Below are 17,865 nucleotides of genomic sequence, written 5' to 3' on the forward strand. Positions count from 1 at the left end.
CGTTCTTCCTTTCACCGTTTCGGGATCGAGGTACACGGCGGGGCGAGTGGAGGAGGGACTCCTGCGCTTGCCGTCGGAGCGCCGGTGCTCCGAGGACCGTGTCCTCACCCGGGGCACCCCACCGCAGCGGAGGGTTGCCGTCCAGCCAGCCGGGGCTTGTCGCTGGAACTCATGACCAGCGGGAACGTACCACGAAAACCACTTTTCCTACCAAAAAGGTTATAAGCACCACTTTTCTCAGGGGCACCAGTGGCCCCATTGAGCGGTCTCCGGTGACGGGGCGGTTCGAGCGGTGGTGGATGATGCTGGAGGCACGAACCCGTCGTACAGGAGAGCACCTTGGGCCAGAACGCGTACTTCGTCCGGGTGGGCGCCGACCGATACCTGCCCACCGAACACGTCAGTGGCGCCTGGAACACGACCGAACAGCACTTCAGCCCCCTGGGCGGGCTGATCGCCCACGTGATCGAGTCTCACTCCGCGGGGAGGGGGCTGCTGCTCTCGCGGATCTCCTTCGACATCCTGGGCAGGCTCCCGATGGTCGAGTGCCGAGCCGAGGTGGAGACCCTCCGCCCCGGGCGCACCATCGAGCTGGTGGAGGCCCGCGTCTTCGCCGAGGACCGCATGGTGGTGCGGGCCCGCGCCTGGCTCCTGGCCCCCGGAGACACCAGTGGGGTCGCGGGCGGCGCCGCCGGGCCGCTGCCGGACCCGGAGGGACTCAAGCAGCGCCGGATGAGCTCGCTCTGGCCGGGCGGCTACATCGCCTCGCTCGACGTACGGCCGGTCGGCGAACCCGGGCGCGGCCGCGGCACGGCCTGGCTCACGACCGACGTCGAGCTGGTCCAGGGCGACCAGGCCGGTCCGGTGGCCTCCTACGTCGCTCTGGTGGACACCGCCAACGGCGTCGCCGTGCGGCAGGCGCCGACGGAGTGGATGTTCCCGAACGTGGATCTCACCGTGCACCTGCACCGCCGACCGGAGGGCCCCTGGGTGGGACTGGACACCCGGGTGGTGTTCGGGCCCACGGGTCTGGGGCTGACCAGCACGGTGTTGCACGACCGGCTCGGCGAGGTCGGGACGGCCGAGCAGTGCCTCACGGTGCGCCCGCTGAGCTGAGGAAACCCGTGTCGGCGCACGCCCGACCACCGTCCGGATGACTAGGTTCGGAGCATGGCTCGAACACGCAGACTGGCCGGTTGGGCGATCGGCGAACGCGTCCGTGAGTCGTTCGTCCTGGTACCGGTGTCGGGCATGGTGCTCTTCGCCCTGTTGGTACCGCTCATCGTCACAGTGGACGCCCTCGTGGGCGCGGTCCTGGTGGAGTTCGACGGAGGGGATCCGGAGCGGGCGCGCCGGGACCTCGCCGATCTCGTGGAGAGCGGCCGCACGGTCATCCAGACGATCGGTCCCGCGACGCTCACGGTCATGGGTGTGGTCTTCAGCGTCACGCTGGTGGCGATCCAGATGGCCACCACCAAGCTCTCCCCGCGCATCATCTACCTGTTCACGCGCAGCTGGACCACCAAGATCACGCTGACGGTCTTCCTCGGCACGTTCGTGTACACGGTGGGGGTCCTGTATCTGAGCGGGCTGTACTCCGACGAGGAGCACCCCTTCGTTCCGCTGCTGTCGACGTTCCTGGCGGTGCTGCTCCTGGTTCTGTGCCTGGTGAGCTTCCTGTTCTTCGTGGGCAGCACGGTCAACCTGATGCGGGTCACCTACGTGATGGACCTCATCGCTCGTGGGTCGCTGGAGCAGATCCGTCTGCTGGCCCGCACGCCGTCGGGTGTGGAGGGCGGACCCTCCGGCGCGCTCGTCACCCGGGTGCGTTCCCATGCGGAGGCGGGGGTGCTGACCTGGGTGGACGAACGCGCGCTGGCCAGGTGGGCCAGGCGCAACGACGCCTTCGTGCGGGTGGTCCCCTCCGTCGGCGACTACGTGCCCGGGTACGGGGAGGTCCTGGTCGTGCACTCCTCCCGCCGGGTGCGGGCCCCCGAGCGAGCCGCGCGCACGCTGCACACCGGACGGGAGCGTTCGACCTACCAGGACCCGGCCTTCGGGCTGCGCCAGATCGTCGACATCGGCGTGCGGGCCCAGGGGTTCGGCGAGAACGATCCGACCACCGTCGTGCAGTGCGTTGATCGCGTCCAGCCGCTGGTGGCTGCGTTCTCCGAGGTGTCGGTGCCCGCGTGGACGGTGTGTGACCGCCGGGGTGTCCCCCGGGTGCGGGTGCCGATGCCCTCCTGGGAGGGGTTCGTGGACCTGGCCTTCGCCGAACTGGTGTTGCAGAGCGAGGGCCACACCCAGGTGACCCGGCGTCTGGCGGCGGCACTGCGGGACCTCGAGGCGGAGGTGGCGCAGGAGCACCGGCCCGCGTTGGGGCGCTACCGGGAGGAGCTGCGCCGGGTGTGCGAACACCACCTGCCCGGGCACCTGGTGGAGTTCGCCCTGACCCCGGACCGCCAGGGTCTGGGCGGGGGTTCGCGGGGAGCCGCGCCCCTCCCGGGCTGACCGACCGGGGGCGTTCGGGCCGTCCGGGGCCCTCAGACGGGGTCCGGGGCGGGCAGGCGGCGCAGACGCAGGGCGATCAGGCCCGCGAGGGCGGTGAGGGTCAGGGCCAGGGTCACGGTGCCGTTCCAGCCGACCGCGTCGTAGACCACGCCGCCGAGCCAGCCGAAGAGGCTCGCGCCCAGGTAGTAGGCGAGGGTGTAGACGGCCGCCGCCTGCGCGCGACCGGCGACCGCATGGGAGCCCACCCAGGCCGAGGCGGTCGCGTGGGCGCAGAAGAACGCGAAGGTCAGCACGAGCAGGGCCACCAGCAGCAGGAGCACCGAGGTGGTGAACAGCCCGCCCAGGCCGAGCAGGAGCATCAGGGTGGCCGTGGTGAGGACCCCGTACCTGCCCCAGCGCTGGGTGGCGGAGCCCGCCATGCCCGAGCCGAGCATCCCGGCCGTGTAGGACAGGAAGAGCAGGGACGCGACCGCCTGGGACAGGCCGAACGGCTGGTCGGTGAGGCGGAAGCCGAGGACGTTGTACACGGCCATGAACGCGCCCATGAGCAGGAGCGCCTGGGCGTACATGGGGATCAGCCCCCGTGTGGTCAGGGCCGCCTTGAGGCGTCCCCCCCACCGGTCTCCGGCGCCTGTGGGTCGGGGGCGCGGACCGGACTGTCGGCGCGGCAGGACCAGGACGAACACCAGGAGGGCGACCAGGCCGAGGAGGGTGTTGGCGGCGATCCCCCACTGCCAGCCGCCGTGATCGGCGGCGAACCCGGCGAGCAGTCGGCCGCCCATGCCGCCGAGAGGGTTCCCGGCGATGTACAGACCGGTGGCCCTGGGTGCGTCGCGCGGGTGGATCTCCTCGGCGAGGTAGGCCACGGCTGCCGCGGAGACCCCGCCGAGAGCGGCGCCCTGGAGGGTGCGCAGGAGCAGCAGCATCCAGATGTCGGTGGAGAAGGGCACGACGGCGCCCAGGAGGGTGGCCAACAGCAGGGAGAGCACGATGACGCGGGCGCGGCCGACGCGGTCGGCGATGCCGCTCCAGATCAGGGTGAACCCGGCCAGGCCTCCGGTGGACAGCGATACGGCGAGGGCGGTCTGCCCGGCGGAGGTGCCGAAGCCGTCGGCGATGGCGGGCAGGATCGGTTGGACCGACCACAGTTGGGCGAAGGTCGCCACGGCGGCCGCCACGAGGGCGATGACCGTGCGCCGGTAGGCGGCCGTGCCCGCGCGGGGGCGCGGGTCGAGGTTCATGGGGGAACTGGTCACGGTCATGCTTCAACGCTAGGAAGGCCGGTTTCATACGTCCAATGCATGCTTTCACGTTGTTGCATACTGATGTGTATGGATGACCCGGATGTGGACGCGCTGACCCGGACTCTGGCACCCCGGTTGCGGATGGTCGCGGCGGTCGCCCGGACCGAGCACATCACCCACGCGGCCGAGGCGCTGAACATGCCCCAGCCCACGCTGAGCAGGGCCTTGTCCCGCTTGCAGGAGGAGCTGGGGATCGCCCTGGTGGAGCGCACGGGGCGAGGCGTCCGGTTGACGCGCGCCGGTCGGTTGCTGTTGCCGCACGTGGAGCGAGCACTGGACGACCTGCGTCAGGGAGTGGCCGAACTCACGGGTGCCGAGGAGGGTCGGGTGGCACTGACCTTCCTGCCCACGTTGGGGGTGGAGGTGGTGCCGGTGTTGTTGCGGGGGTTTCGCGCCGAGCATCCGGGCGTGCGGTTCACCCTGACCCAGGAGGCGTGGGCGGAGTCGTTGCGCCGGGTGGCCTCCGGCGGCGCGGACCTGGCACTGACCTCACCGCTGCCGTCGGGTCCGGGGCTGGCCTCGGCGGTGCTGCACACGCAGTACCTGCGGTTGGTGGTGCCCGAACACCATCCGTTGGCGGGTGCCGGGGCCGTGTCGCTGGCCGACGTGCGCGACGAGTTCATCCTGCTCAAGCCGGGGCGCGGTGTGCGGCATCTGACGGACCGGCTCGGTGACCGTGCGGGGTTCACGCCCAGGGTGGCCTTCGAGGCCGACGACATCGCGACGGCCAGGGGGCTGGTGGCCGCGGGGCTGGGGGTGTCCGTGCTGCCCGCGCGGCCGAAGGGCGCGTTGGGCGGGACCGTGGAGCTCGCGATCCGGGACGGGCAGGCCGAACGGCCGGTGGGGGTGGTCTGGCCCGAGGAGGGATCCGGCGGAGGGTACGAACCCCCGGCGGTGGCGTCGTTCCGCGACTACGTGCGGCGGGTGGGCCCGAGGGTCATCCCCGATCTCACGGGATGACGGGCCGCCGCCCCTGAGAACACGCCGAAAACCCTTTGTGGGGGCGACGTTCCGGGGCCAGGATGGGTCACCATGAACGCTCGTCACAGCCCCGCCGAGGCCACCGCCTCCCCCACTGTCCGTCCCGTCGCCCTGGTCACCGGGGTGGGCCGCACCGTGGGCATCGGCGCGGCCATAGCCCGGCGCCTGGCGGCCTCCGGCTGGGACGTGGCCAGGACCCAGTGGACCCCCTACGACGACCGCATGCCGTGGGGCGTGGAGAGCGGGGCCACCGACACCGTCGACGCCGAACTGACCGGTCTCGGCGCGGCCACGGTCGCGGTCGAGGCCGACCTCGCCGCCCCCGAGACGCCCGCGCGCGTCCTCGACAAGGTCGAACGACGCCTGGGACCGGTGCGCGCGCTGGTGATGTGCCACTGCGAGTCAGTGGACTCGGGGCTGTTGGACACCACAGTGGAGAGCTTCGACCGCCACTTCGCAGTCAACGCCCGCGCCTCCTGGCTGCTGGTGCGCGAGTTCGGGCGGCGGTTTCGCGACGAGCACGGCAGCGGCCGGATCATCGCCCTGACCAGCGACCACGTGGTGCACAACCTCCCCTACGGGGCGAGCAAGGGCGCGCTGGACCGGATCGTGCTGGCCTCGGCGCGCGAACTCGCGCACCTGGGCGTGACCGCGAACGTGATCAACCCGGGGCCGGTGGACACCGGGTGGATGCCCGAACAGGTGCGCGACGACTGCACCACGCACACCCCGCTGGGGCGCCTGGGCACCCCGCGCGACACCGCGCACCTGGTCGACTTCCTGTGTTCACCCCAGGGAGGCTGGATCAACGGCCAGCTCCTGAACAGCGACGGCGGGATCTCCGCCTAGAACGGGTAGCGGGCGGGGTCGGCCCGCATGGTGATCCACTGGGTCTCGGTGAAGGCCTCCAGGTTGGCGCGGGTTCCACCGAAACGCGCACCCGTGCCGGAGAACCCCACCCCGCCGAAAGGCGCCACCGCCTCGTCGTCGACGGTCTGGTCGTTGATGTGCACGATCCCGCTGGGAATGCGGTCGGCGATCTCCATGCCGCGCATCGGGTTGGTGGTGACCACCCCCAGGGACAGGCCGTACTCGGTGGCGTTGGCCAGCTCCACCAGCTCGTCCACCGTGGAGAAGCGCACCACCGGCGCGACCGGGCCGAACACCTCCTCCGCGTAGGCGGGGGTGTCCGGCCCCACCCGGTCCAGAACCGTGGGCCGGTAGTACAGGTCCTCGTAGGTGCCGCCCGCACGCAGCCTGGCCCCGGCCTCGACGCTACTGGTGACCAGGTGGTGGATCCTGTCGCGCTGGGCGGAGTCGATGACGGGGCCCAACGCCGCGCCGTCCACCTCGGTGCTGCCCACGACCAGGGCGTCGGCCCTGGCCGCGAGGCGTTCCACGTAGGCGTCGGCGATCGACTCGTGCACCAGGTGGCGGCCGGTGGTCATGCAGATCTGCCCCTGGTGCAGGAAGGACCCCCACGCGCCGATGGACGCGGCCTGCTCCACCGCGGCGTCGTCGAGGACGACCAGCGGGGAGTTGCCGCCCAGTTCCAGGTGGGCCCGCTTGAGGTGGCGGGCCGCCGCCTCGCCCACCCGGCGTCCGGCCGGGGTGGAGCCGGTGAAGGAGATGACGCGCACGTGGGGGTCGGCCACCAGCGCCTCTCCGGCCGCGACCCCGCCGGGCAGGACCTGGAACACGCCCTCGGGGACGCCCGCGCGGCGGAAGACCTCGGCCAGGACGGCGCCGCCGCAGATCGCGGTACGCGGGTCGGGCTTGAGGATGACGGCGTTGCCCAGGGCCAGGGCCGGGGCGACCGAGCGGATCCCCAGGATGAGCGGGACGTTGAAGGGGGCGATGACTCCGACCACGCCCGCCGGGACCTGGCGGGAGAAGCTGAGGCGGGGTTGGGCGGTGCGCAGGATCTCGCCGTGCGGCTGGGAGGCCAGGGCGGCCGCCTCGAAGCACTCACCCGAGGCGACGTGTACCTGGAACCCGGCCATCCCGGCGGCGGCCCCGCCCTCGCGGCGCAGCCAGCCGATGATCTCCTCCTCGTGGGTCTCCAGCAGGTCACCGGCGCGGCGCAGGACGGCGGCGCGGCGCTCGTAGGAGGTGGCGGCCCAGTCGGCCTGGGCTCGGGCGGCTCGCGCGGCGGCGTCCCGGACGTCCTCCGCGCCGGCGATGCCGGTGCGGCCCAGGACGGTGCCGGTGGAGGGTGAGACGACCTCGGCGTCCCCGCCCTTGGCCGGGGTCCACGCCCCGGTGAAGACGGCGGACGTGTGGTCCTCGGCGACGAGCAGGCTCACGGTGGTCTCCTTACGGGTGGCGGTTGCAGTGGGTGGTCCGGTGGGTGCCGCGTTCGACGCGCTGGATCCGGGCTCCGCGCGGTTTCCTCCCCTTGGGGCGACTTCGCGGTTCGGCGCGCACCCTCGTTCACGCGAACGGGCTGCGGCCTCACGCACGGAGGACCACGACGGTGCCGGATGGCGGGTTCGCACGGGGACGAGAACGGGGAGCCGGTGCACGCCGAGCGGGACCGTCCCGGCCCGTGTCCGGGGTGGGCGAAGGCGCGTCCGGGGGTGGGGCGTATCGCGGCTCCGGCCGTGAGGGGTGGAGGCCGCACCAGCCAGGCTCGTACGACTGACGAACACACGTTCTGAAAGCGAACCTAGGTGATCCGTGACACAGGGTCAAGGCGCGTCCGGGGCACGCGGGGGACACGCGGACCCCGCGAGATCGGGCGACCGGGCCTGGTCAGGGCCGCTTCGGAGCGTCGAACCCGCAGTCGCGCGAACCCACGGGCCCCGCCGAGAGGGGCGGCCGGGCGCGGACCAAGCGGGGGGACCGGGGGCCGGGAGACGGAATCGACCGACGCGCGAGCACCGACACCCGTCCCGACCACGGACACAGGACAGGATAGGGTAGCCTAACCAAACAGCCACACGGCGGGGTGCTCCCCCGACGCAGCCCCCGTGTGCGCGCAGCAGTGAGTACCACCCGATTGGACGTGGACCCGTGCGGCTACCCACCGCCCCGGACGGCCGACGAGGCTGTTCGGCCCTGGCCCGCTACACCGACGAGCAGATCGCGGGCACCGCCGGCCGTACCGGCGGATGGCTGCTGATCGAGCACGACGGACCCTGGCGCCATCCGGCCTTCGCCAGTGAGGGCCTGGACAGGGCGGTCGTCTCGGAGCTGTCGCGACGCATCGCCGGGCGCGACGTCCGCCCCCAGCTCATCAAACGCCCCGGTGCCCGGGAACGCGCCAGGAACGGCCGCCCGCTGCGCGCCTACCTCGTTCACACCAGCCGCACGCACCCCTGGGTGCGCAGGGTGGACTTCCACAACCTCGCGGAACTCCTGGACATCGACGTCACCGCGGCCGAACGCCCCGAACCGCCCGCGTTCGGCCAGCCCGTGGACCACACCCTCTACCTGGTCTGCACCCACGCCAAGAAGGATCCCTGCTGCGCGATGCTGGGCCGCCCGGTCGCCGCCGCCCTGGCCGGTGGGGAGGCCGAGGTCTGGGAGACCACCCACGTGGGCGGTGACCGCTTCGCCGCCAACCTCGTGGCCCTGCCCCAGGGCGTCTACTTCGGTCGGCTGACCCCGGAGGGAGCCCAGGACACGGTCGCCGCCTTCGAGCGCGGTCTGGTCCTGCCCGAGAACTACCGGGGCCGCTGCACCGACTCCTCCCCCGCGCAGGCCGCCGAGGCAGCGCTGCGCGCGCGGCTCGGCTTCCCGGTGGGTGTCGACGCGCTCACCCACCTCACCGAGGAGGAGACCGAGACGGGCGCCCGGATCACCCTGGGCCACGACGGCGGCCTGTACTCGGTCGAGGTGGAGACCGAGGAGGGCACGGAGTGCCCCAGCACGTGCTCGGCGCTCTCTCCCACCCGTCCGGTCTTCCACCGGGTACGCAACATCAGCGGGGAGCGCAGCGGCGCCCCGGTCTGATCCGGGGCGCGGGAGCTGGGGGACACGAGCCGGAGACCGGCCCCGTGGCGCGGGGCCGGTCCCCGTCACGTCGGGGTCCTCACCCCGAGCGCGCGATGGCGATGGTCGCCCCCAGGCGGTGCCCCGCCTCGTAGAACATGTACTCCCTGCCGCCGTCGACCGCGTAGGAGGGCGCGGCCGAGCGCCCCGAGTCCGGCGGACCGGACAGCGGGGTGTGCACCACTCCCATGTGGCGGCGCGTCCCGAAGTCCCGGCCCACCTCCGTCATCCGGATGTCGCCCCGGTCGGTGTGGTAGACGACGTAGGTGCTGCCGCCCCTGATGACCAGGTGCGGGCCGGACAGATTGGCCAGGCCGACGTCGGCGTGGCTGACCAGCGGTTCGGGGTCGAAGTCGAACGTGATGCCGTCCGCCGACCACCCCCAGCCGATGGACCGGTTGTCCCCGGTGCTGTTGCGCATGAACACCATGACGTAGCGCGCGCCCCGGTCGGGCAGGGGGTGGTCGAAGACGCGCGCGTAGGAGGCCTCGGTGGTTCCCGGGACCATGCTCGTGGTCAGGACCTCGCCCTCGTAGGAGAAGTTCACGCCGTCGCTCGAACGGGCCAGGCGGGTGGTGTGGTTCTCCCCGTGGAAGTACAGCCACATCTCCCGGTGCTCGGCGTTCCACAGCGCGTGCGGTGAGGACACGTGGCTGACCCTGTAGTGCGGCTCCCACACGTTGGAGACGATCGGGTTGCCCGGGTGTTCGGTGAAGGGGCCCTCCAGGTCGTCGCCGTAGGCGAGGCAGAGGCCACCGGGGTCCTCATGCGGGGCGTAGTAGAGGAGGAAGCGGCCGGGGGCGTCGGGCAGTCGTCCACCGGTCCCCCGGATGCAGGGGAAGATCAGCTCACCGGTCGGGTTGTAGGCCAGCGACGAGGTGTCCAGCGCCTCGCGCAGGTACGTGAACGGGGGCAGGACGTCGGCGGCCGTGGTCGAGGCGTGGGCGGCGGCCGCCGGGACCGCCCCCGTGGCGAGGAGGGCGGCGGCGCCGGTCCCGAGCAGCGCCGTGCGGCGGTCGACGCGGCCACTGGAGGACGACGGGCGTGGTGGGGGCTGGTTCTCCGGGTTCGCGCGGGCGTCGGGCATGACGGGTCCCTTCCGGAGCGGGGGTCGGGGGACGCGCTCCAGGACCCCTGAGTGTTCACCAGCGCCGATACGCCGGTCAAGGGCCTAATACGTATTAGTGAAACCCTGCGGTCACCTGCCGGAAATCGGCGTTCCTCCCCTTGACACCGAGCATGAGCCAGCTCACAGTCATGGACTAATGCGCATTAGCACGCCCCCTCGGAGGAGTGACAGGTGAACCATCCCAGGCCGACCGGACGGCGCAGACCCCGCCAGTCCGACATCGCCAGGCTGGCGGGTGTCTCCCAGGCCACCGTCTCCCTGGTCCTGCGCGGCACACCCGCCGGCATGGCCCTGGCCAAGCCCACACGGCAGAGCGTCCTGGACGCGGCCGAGGAGCTCGGGTACGTGCCCGACCCCGTCGCCACCCGGCTGGCCTCGGCCACCAACGCCATGCTCGGCCTGTACACCTTCAGCTCGACCTTCCCCACGGACGTGGCGCACTCCTACTACCCGATCCTGGTCGGGGTGGAGGAGGAGGCGGCCGCCCAGGGACAGGACCTGATCCTGTTCACGGGTTCGGCCCGCGCCGCCGAACGCGCCGACGACCCCGCCGCCGTCCGTCGCGTCCGGGTGGCCGACGGCTGTCTGTTCTTCGGCCGGCACGTGCCCGAGGAACCCGTCCGGCGTCTGGTCGAGGACGGATTCCCCTTCGTCTACATCGGCCGCCGCGACGAACCCGGCGTGCCCTACGTCGGGGCGGACTACGTGTCGGCCTCGGCCGGGGTGGTGGCCCGGCTCGCCGCCCTGGGCCACCGCACCCTGCGCTACCTGCGCGAACACGACCAGGCCCCGGCGTCGGCGGACCGCGAGGAGGGGGTCCTGAAGGGGGCCCGGGAGGCCGGGCTGGACACCGCCGACCTGGTGGTGCGCACCGACGGCAGCGACCTGGACGCCCTGCTGCGGGACTGGCGCGCGGCGGGCGTCACCGCGGTGGTGGTCGAGCAGACCGACACCGGGGCCGCCCTGGACGGGCTGAGCGCCGCCGTCGACCACGCGGGACTGCGCTGCCCCGAGGACCTCTCCCTGGCCCTGCTCGGCGCGCCCACCGGAACCCGGGGCACGGCCCCGGGAGGAGGGGCGGACTTCGGCGGCTTCGTCGTACCGATGCGCGCGATGGGACGCGACGCGGTCCGACTGCTCCTGCGCCTGATCGAGGGTGACCGCTGCGGGCCCACCCGGCGACTCCTGCCCTGCGAACCGGTCGAGGGCGCCACCCTCGCCCGGCCCCCGATGCCCCACCCCCGAAAGGACTGACATGACCCGCAGCAGTACCGAGATCCTCGTGGTCGGCGCCGGACTGGGCGGGGTCGCCGCGGCCCTGGCCGCCGCCGACTCCGGCCGCCGCGTGGTGCTCACCGAGCCGACCGACTGGATCGGCGGCCAGCTCACCTCCCAGGCCGTACCCCCGGACGAGCACCCGTGGATCGAGCGGTTCGGATGCACCGCCTCCTACCGACGCCTGCGCGAGGGGATCCGCGACCACTACCGTCGCGTGTACCCCCTGCGCGCGGAGGCCGCCGCCGAGCGCGACCTCAACCCCGGCGCGGGCCGGGTGAGCAAGCTCTGCCACGAGCCCCGCGTGGCCCTGGCCGTGCTGGAGGAGATGCTGGCCCCCCACCGCTCGGCGGGGCGCGTCACCGTCCTGCTCCGCCACCGCCCGGTGGAGGTCAGCGCTGACGGCGACCACGTCCGGGCGGTGGTCCTGGAGGACCACGAGGGCGGGCGGCACACCGTCGAGGCCGCCTACGTCCTGGACGCCACCGAGGACGGCGACCTGCTGCCGATGGCCGGGATCGCCCACGTCACCGGGGCCGAGGCCCGGTCCGAGCACGGCGAGCCGCACGCACCCGAGACGGCCGACCCCGCCAACCTCCAGGGGATCACCTACTGCTTCGCCGTGTCCCACCACGAGGGTGAGGACCACACCATCGAGCGCCCGGCCATGTACGACTTCTGGCGTTCCTACCGGCCGGACTTCTGGCCCGGGCCGCTGGTGGGCTTCTCCGCGCCCGACCCCCGCACCCTGGAGCCGGTCGCGCGGACCTTCGTGCCCAACCCCGGGACGGACCCGCTCGCGATCGACGCCGACCAGAGCGCCGACGCCGGGGACAAGGAACTGTGGGGGTTCCGCAGGATCCTGGCCCGTGGGCTGCACGCGCCCGGCGCCTTCGCATCCGACATCACCCTGGCCAACTGGCCGCTGAACGACTACTGGCTCCTGCCCGCCCTGGAGATCGAGGGGGTGGTGGACGCCGACACCGTGCGCCGGGCCCACGAGGAGGCCCGCCAGCTCTCGCTGTCGGTCCTGTACTGGCTCCAGACCGAGGCTCCCCGGGCGGACGGCGGCACCGGCTTCCCCGGGCTCCGGCCCCGCCCCGACGTCACCGGCGCACCGCACGGGCTGGCCAAGGCCGCCTACGTGCGCGAGTCCCGTCGGATCAGGGCCGTCACCACCGTCACCGAGCAGGACGTCTCCCTCGACCTGCGGGGACCGCACGGCATCGTGCGGCGCCACGACTCGGTGGGGGTGGGCAGCTACCGCATCGACCTGCACCCGTCCACGGGCGGCGACAACTACGTGGACATCGCCAGCGTGCCCTTCGAGATCCCCATGGGAGCGCTCCTGACCGAACGCGCGACCAACCTCCTGCCCGCCGCCAAGAACATCGGCACCACCCACATCACCAACGGCTGCTTCCGTCTGCACCCCGTGGAGTGGAACGTCGGCGAAGCCGCCGGGCGGCTGGCCGCCTTCGCCCTGGACCACGACACCACGCCGCACTCCGTGCACGAGAAGACCGACCTCCTCCGGGAGTTCACCGCGCTGCTGGACCGTACCGGCGTGGAGCGCAGCTGGCCCGACGTCCGCGGCTACTGACGTCAGCGCACGCTGCACCCCCCAGGCACCACCGCACAGACAGGCCCCCCATGAGCGACCCGACACCACCCCCGGCCCGCGACCCCGTACGCGTCGGCATCGACGTCGGCGGAACCTTCACCGACGCCGTCGCCGTCAGCGCCACCACCTACGCCCTCCTGGGACAGGTCAAAGTACCCACCAGCCACGACCACGCCGACGGCGTCGCCCACGGCATCATGACCGCCCTGGAACGGCTGCTCGACGACATCGGTGTGAGCGCCGACGACGTCGGCTTCCTCGCGCACGGCACCACCCAGGCCACCAACGCCCTGCTGGAGGGCGACGTCGCCACCATCGGGATCGTGGGGGTGGGCACCGGATTCGACGCCCTGGCCAACCGGCGCCTGCGCTCCCTGGGCAAGCTGCGACTCGACTCCGGCCGCGCCCTCCCGGTCCGCTACGCCGCCCTGCGCACCCCCGAGAGCACCGAGGCCGCCCTGGCCAGTGTGGACGCCGTCCTCTCCGAGGGCGCGGAGGTGGTCGTGGCGGTGCAACCGTTCAGCGTGGACGACCCCGCCGGCGAGCGGTCCGTACTGGAGGCCGCGGGCGCGCGCGGAGTGCCCGCCACCGCCACCCACGAGATCACCCGGCTCTACGGCCTGGGCAAGCGGGCGCGCACGGCCGCGCTCAACGCCGGGGTGATGCCCCGCATGCTCCAGACCGCCGACCTGGTCGAACGCAGCATCCAGCGGGCGGGGGTGCGCGCGCCCCTGATGGTGATGCGCTGCGACGGCGGCGTGATGTCCCTGCCGGAGATGCGCCACCGCCCCCTGCTCACGGTCCTGTCCGGACCCGCCGCCGGGGTCGCCGGGGCCCTCATGGGAGAGAAGGTGAGCGAGGGCGTCTTCCTGGAGACCGGGGGCACCTCCACCGACATCAGCGTCGTCCGGCGCGGCCGCGTGCAGATCCGCCACACCCAGCTGGGCGGCAGGGAGACCTACCTGTCCGCGCTGGACGTGCGCACCGTCGGTGTCGGAGGCGGGTCACTGGTCCGGATCAGCAGCACGGCGCCCGGTGCGGCCTCCCTGACCGGCGTCGGCCCGCGCAGCGCGCACATCGCCGGGCTCCCCTACGCCTGTTTCGCCGACCCCGAGGAACTGCGGGGCGCGCGCCTGGCCCTGGTGAGTCCGCTCGACTCCGACCCGGCCGACCACGCCGTCCTGGAGGCCGGCGGACGGCGCTTCGCCCTCACCGTCACCTGCGCGGCCAACGCCGCCGGGCTGGTCCCCGAGGGCGACCACGCCCGTTCGGAGGCCGCCACCGCCAGGCTGGCCCTGGAACCACTGGCCCAGGCCCTGGGCACCGACGCGGTGACCGCCGCCCGCCGGGTGCTGCACACCGCCACCGAACGCGTCACCGAGGTGGTGGACGCCCTCGTGGACGACTACCGCCTGGACCGCGACGTGTGCTCACTGGTCGGCGGCGGCGGGGGCGCCGCCACCGTCACCCCCTACCTGGGCGAACGCACGGGCATGGCCGCGCGCATCGCCGCCCACAGCGAGGTGATCAGCCCCCTGGGCGTGGCCCTGGCCCTGGTCCGCGAGACCGTGGAGCGCATCATCCCCGACGCCACCCACGCCGACGTCCTCACCGTGCGCACCGAGGCCGAGCGGGCCGTCCTCGACCAGGGCGCCGACCCGGCCGCAGTGGAGGTGGACGTCACCGTCGACCCCCGGCGCAACCTGGTCACCGCCGTGGCCACCGGCGCCACCGCGCTGCGCGCCAAGGACCGCGCGGCCACCACCGACGAGGCGGCCGCGCGCGCCGCTGCCGCCGCCAGCCTGGACGCCCGCCCCGGCGACCTCACCGAGTTCGCCGCCAACGGCCAGTACCGGATCCTGGGCCTGGTCCGCCGCCCGGGCGGCCGTCTCGGCCGGTTCGCCCGCCCCCGCACGCACGTGCGCGTCGTCGACGCGGAGGGGGTCGTGCGGCTGCACAGCGCCGACGCCGAGGTGGACACCCTCGTCGCAGGGCAGGCCGAGGGGGCGCTGCGGGACCTGGTCGCCGAACGCACCGTCTACGGTGACGGCGGCGCCGTGCCGCCCGCGGTGTGGCTCCTGCTCGGCCCCAAGCTCGCCGACCTGTCGGGAGTGATGGACCCCGGCCACCTACTGGCCCTGGCGGGGACCGAGATCGCCCGGCGCGGCCCCGAGGAGCCCGTGGTGGTCCTCATGGAGCGGCGCCGATGACGGCCCCGGTACCGGGATCCGGCGACGGCCCGGACCCGCGCCCCGGTCCCAGCCTCCGTGAGCGGTACGCGCGCATCGCGCGTACTCCGGAGGAGGAGCTCGCCGCCGACCTGCTCGCACTCACCCCCACTCACGAGGGCCGGGAGCGGGCGGACCTGCTCGCCTGGGCAGGACACGCCCTGGAGTTCGGCCGCGAGATGGCCGACGTCCCGGACACCTCCGGGCACGTGACGGACGTCGAGGTGACCGAGCAGGCCCGGGGCGGGGTCCGCACCGACCAGATCCTGCTCGCCGAGTACCTGCACCGTTCCTCGGGGTCCCTCGTCGTGGTCTACACCGACGCCCTCGACTACGCCCAGCGCGTCGCCAGCGCCGCCGGGTGGGGCCCGGACTACCCGCGCGCGGCCGTGCGCCGGGCCGCACTCGCCCACGAGGAGGCGCACCGCCTGCTGCACGGTGAGCGCGGCCGGGCCCTGCGCCGGAGGATCGACCACACCGCGCTGCGGATCGGGCCGCTGCGCCTGCGCGGCCACGTGGTCGGCGCCGACGAGATCGCCGCGCACGCCTACGCCCACCACCGCTGTTCCCTGCGCCGCAGCCCGATCGCGCTCACGGCCGCCATCGCGGCCTCCCTCGTCCACAGGGGCCCGCACCGGCCGGGACCCAGCACCCCTCCCGGAGACCACCCGTGACCGCCTTCGGCATCCTGTTCGCCATGGCGGTGGGCGTCAGCCTCATGCTGACCCGCCGCCTGCCCACCGCGTTCGCCCTCGTTCTGCTCTCCGTCGCGATCGCGCTGATCGCCGGAGCCCCGCTCACCGGAGAGGAGGACAGCGTCGTCGGGACCGTCCTCCAGGAGGGGGCACCGCGCCTGTCGGCGACCATGATCGCCATCCTCCTGGGCAGCTGGCTGGGCACCCTGATGTCCGAGACCGGCATCGCCTCGACCCTGGTCCGCAAGATCGTGGAGTTCGGCGGTGAACGCCCCTCGGTCGTGGCCGTCGGGGTGTTCCTCGTCGCGATCCTGTGCGGCAGCATCACCGGCTCCGCACCGGCCGCGATGCTCGCCGGAGTCGTCGGCATCCCCGCCATGATCGCCGTGGGGGTGACCCCGACCGTCGCCGCCGGGACCGTGCTGGTGGGGATTGCCGCCGGTGTGCCCCTGGAACTGATCAACTGGCAGTTCCTGTCCGACGCCATCGGCGTACCCGTCTCCACCGTCCAGCACTTCCAGCTGCGGCTGTTCCCGATCGCCCTGGTGGGCGGGCTGGCGTACATCCTCGTCGAAATGCGGCGCAGGGGCGCACGGCACACGTGGTCGGTGCGTGTGCCCGCCGCGTCCGGCGGCGGCTCCGACCGTCCCGCCACCCGCCGGGAGCGGGCGGCCGAGCGGCGGCGTCGGCGCGGTGACGCCCCCTGGTACGCGCTGGTCACACCGCTGGTCCCGATCGTTCTGGCGCTGGGGTTCGAGGTCCCCATCATCCCGTCACTGCTGGCCGGTGTGGTCTTCGCCCTGTTCACGGCCGTCCCGTGGCGGGAGGCGTCCGCGACGGCGCTGCGCACCCTCTACCGGGCCTTCGACGTGGCGGCCCCGCCCATCGTGCTGTTCATCGCGATCGGCATGCTGCTCGCCGCCGTGGGACTGCCCGGCGCGGTCACCGCGCTCAGCCCGGTGGTCACACTGATCAGCCCGAGCAGCCCCTGGCTGTTCGTCCTGGTGTTCGCGCTCCTGGTGCCGTTGAGCCTCTACCGGGGTCCGATGAACATCTTCGGGCTCGGCGCGGGGGTGGCCGGGGTGCTCGTCTCGGGGCACATCTACCCCGCTCCCGCCGTGCTGGGGCTGATGGCCTCCTACGGCCAGGTGCTGGGGGTGTCCGACCCCACCAGCACGCAGACGGTGTGGGCCTCGCAGTACGCGGGGGTGCGGCCCGAGCGGTCCATGCTCTCCACCCTGCCCTACACCTGGGTGATCGCCGTGGCCGGACTCGTCCTGGTGGTCTTCCTCTACCTGCTCTGACCCGCGGAGACGAGGAAGGGGGTGGTGGGACCGCGCGGTCCCACCACCCCCTCGCCCAGGGTCGGTTCGGAAGGTCAGCCCCAGAAGCCGAAGCTGAACAACAGGAAGTTCGTGGCGGCCATCGCGGCCAGCGCCAACACCGCGCCCACCACGAAGGACGTCCGCAGCGAGCGGATCAGATACTCCAGGGACACCATGTTGTTGAGCAGGAAGTAACCCAGCATCATCGCGTGGAGGAACCCGTCGACGCTCCACGGCTCGAAGTAGAAGACGGAGCCGGTCCACATATCGGCCTCGGCCGTGAACCACGCCCACGCCAGCGCCGCCCCGTACCCCAGGGGGATCTGGATCAGCGGGATGATCATCAGCGGCAGCAGCTTCACGAAGCCCCACAGCCCCGGCTGGTCGGCACGGCGCGCCTCGGCCTGGGCCCGGCGGGCGGCGTCCTGCTCGGCCCGCATCCGGTCGCGGTGGGCGCGCTCGGCCTCCTGGCGGCGCCGCTGCTCCTCCTGCTGTTCCTGGGAGCGACGTTGCTGCTCCTGGCGCTGGCGCTGCTGCTCCATCTGCCGCTGACGCTGTTGCTCGGCCTGGCGGTACTGGCCGTCCGGCTGCTGGCGCGGGTCGGTGCGCTGGTCGCGGCGCCCGCCGTAGAGGTCCGCGTAGGGGTCCTCCTCGCTCGGCCCGCCCTGGCCACCCTGACCGTACTGCTGGGTCTGCTGGTACTGCTGCGTCTGCTGGAACTGGGCCGTGGGCGGGACCTGGCCGGGCTGACCCGGCGCCTGGGTCCCCGGGAAGCCCGCCGTGGGCTGGTGGGGAGC

General features: G+C 73.0%; 13 protein-coding genes, 1 pseudogene and 1 riboswitch. Of the genes and pseudogenes, 10 read left to right on the plus strand and 4 right to left on the minus strand.

The genetic code is table 11. The annotated features are described in order from the left end of the window. Window positions 1-58: 58 nt before the first annotated feature. A riboswitch (SAM riboswitch) is annotated at window positions 59-177 on the minus strand. Window positions 178-339: 162 nt separating this feature from the next. Together D452_RS0106875 and D452_RS0106880 are read left to right on the plus strand one after the other, a co-directional pair. Beyond that, window positions 340-1,116, plus strand: a complete 777-nt coding sequence (locus tag D452_RS0106875) for a thioesterase family protein (protein WP_017543416.1) — start codon at window positions 340-342, stop codon at window positions 1,114-1,116. Window positions 1,117-1,170: 54 nt separating this feature from the next. Further along, entirely contained in the window at window positions 1,171-2,511 is a 1,341-nt protein-coding gene (locus tag D452_RS0106880; RefSeq protein WP_017543417.1) for a DUF2254 domain-containing protein, read from the plus strand. Between the two features lie 32 nt (window positions 2,512-2,543). On the opposite strand, the gene D452_RS0106885 is transcribed toward D452_RS0106880, so the two are convergent. Then, complete coding sequence (locus D452_RS0106885; RefSeq protein WP_017543418.1) at window positions 2,544-3,773, minus strand: MFS transporter; 1,230 nt, start codon at window positions 3,771-3,773, stop codon at window positions 2,544-2,546. A gap of 69 nt (window positions 3,774-3,842) precedes the next feature. Here D452_RS0106885 and D452_RS0106890 point away from each other — a divergent pair, with 69 nt between their 5' ends. Both D452_RS0106890 and D452_RS0106895 read left to right on the plus strand, forming a co-directional pair. Further along, a complete protein-coding gene (locus D452_RS0106890; protein WP_040693252.1) occupies window positions 3,843-4,775 on the plus strand; it encodes a LysR family transcriptional regulator in 933 nt (310 codons plus the stop codon). Window positions 4,776-4,847: 72 nt separating this feature from the next. Further along, a complete protein-coding gene (locus tag D452_RS0106895; protein ID WP_017543420.1) occupies window positions 4,848-5,645 on the plus strand; it encodes an SDR family oxidoreductase in 798 nt (265 codons plus the stop codon). Here the strand turns inward: D452_RS0106895 and D452_RS0106900 are convergent. Beyond that, a complete protein-coding gene (locus tag D452_RS0106900; RefSeq protein WP_017543421.1) occupies window positions 5,642-7,102 on the minus strand; it encodes an aldehyde dehydrogenase family protein in 1,461 nt (486 codons plus the stop codon). The genes D452_RS0106895 and D452_RS0106900 overlap by 4 nt on opposite strands. Before the next feature lie 709 nt (window positions 7,103-7,811). Between D452_RS0106900 and D452_RS0106905 the strand changes: the two genes are divergently transcribed. Next, entirely contained in the window at window positions 7,812-8,753 is a 942-nt protein-coding gene (locus D452_RS0106905) for a sucrase ferredoxin (RefSeq protein WP_017543422.1), read from the plus strand. Window positions 8,754-8,832: 79 nt separating this feature from the next. Here the strand turns inward: D452_RS0106905 and D452_RS0106910 are convergent, their stop codons facing one another. Beyond that, window positions 8,833-9,879, minus strand: a complete 1,047-nt coding sequence (locus tag D452_RS0106910) for a glycoside hydrolase family protein (protein WP_017543423.1) — start codon at window positions 9,877-9,879, stop codon at window positions 8,833-8,835. A gap of 213 nt (window positions 9,880-10,092) precedes the next feature. On the opposite strand from D452_RS0106910, the gene D452_RS0106915 reads away from it, so the two are divergent. The 5 genes from D452_RS0106915 to D452_RS0106935 are packed head-to-tail and all read left to right on the plus strand — an operon-like array spanning window position 10,093 to window position 17,047. After that, a complete protein-coding gene (locus D452_RS0106915; RefSeq protein ID WP_017543424.1) occupies window positions 10,093-11,175 on the plus strand; it encodes a LacI family DNA-binding transcriptional regulator in 1,083 nt (360 codons plus the stop codon). Between the two features lies 1 nt (window position 11,176). Continuing rightward, window positions 11,177-12,799, plus strand: coding sequence for an FAD-dependent oxidoreductase (locus tag D452_RS0106920; protein WP_017543425.1), 1,623 nt, complete (start codon window positions 11,177-11,179; stop codon window positions 12,797-12,799). Window positions 12,800-12,849: 50 nt separating this feature from the next. Next, window positions 12,850-15,030 (plus strand): hydantoinase/oxoprolinase family protein, encoded by a 2,181-nt coding sequence (locus D452_RS0106925; protein ID WP_017543426.1) that lies wholly within the window; start codon window positions 12,850-12,852, stop codon window positions 15,028-15,030. Further along, entirely contained in the window at window positions 15,027-15,722 is a 696-nt protein-coding gene (locus D452_RS27835) for a hypothetical protein (protein WP_017543427.1), read from the plus strand. Before D452_RS0106925 ends, D452_RS27835 begins: the two co-directional genes overlap by 4 nt. Continuing rightward, entirely contained in the window at window positions 15,719-17,047 is a 1,329-nt protein-coding gene (locus tag D452_RS0106935) for a transporter (RefSeq protein ID WP_017543428.1), read from the plus strand. Before D452_RS27835 ends, D452_RS0106935 begins: the two co-directional genes overlap by 4 nt. A 74-nt stretch (window positions 17,048-17,121) precedes the next feature. On the opposite strand, the pseudogene D452_RS0106940 reads toward D452_RS0106935, so the two are convergent. Next, a pseudogene (locus D452_RS0106940) lies at window positions 17,122-17,865 on the minus strand (serine/threonine protein kinase); the annotation flags it as partial.

This window comes from Nocardiopsis prasina DSM 43845 (assembly GCF_000341265.1).
GTDB classification, from domain to species: domain Bacteria; phylum Actinomycetota; class Actinomycetes; order Streptosporangiales; family Streptosporangiaceae; genus Nocardiopsis; species Nocardiopsis prasina.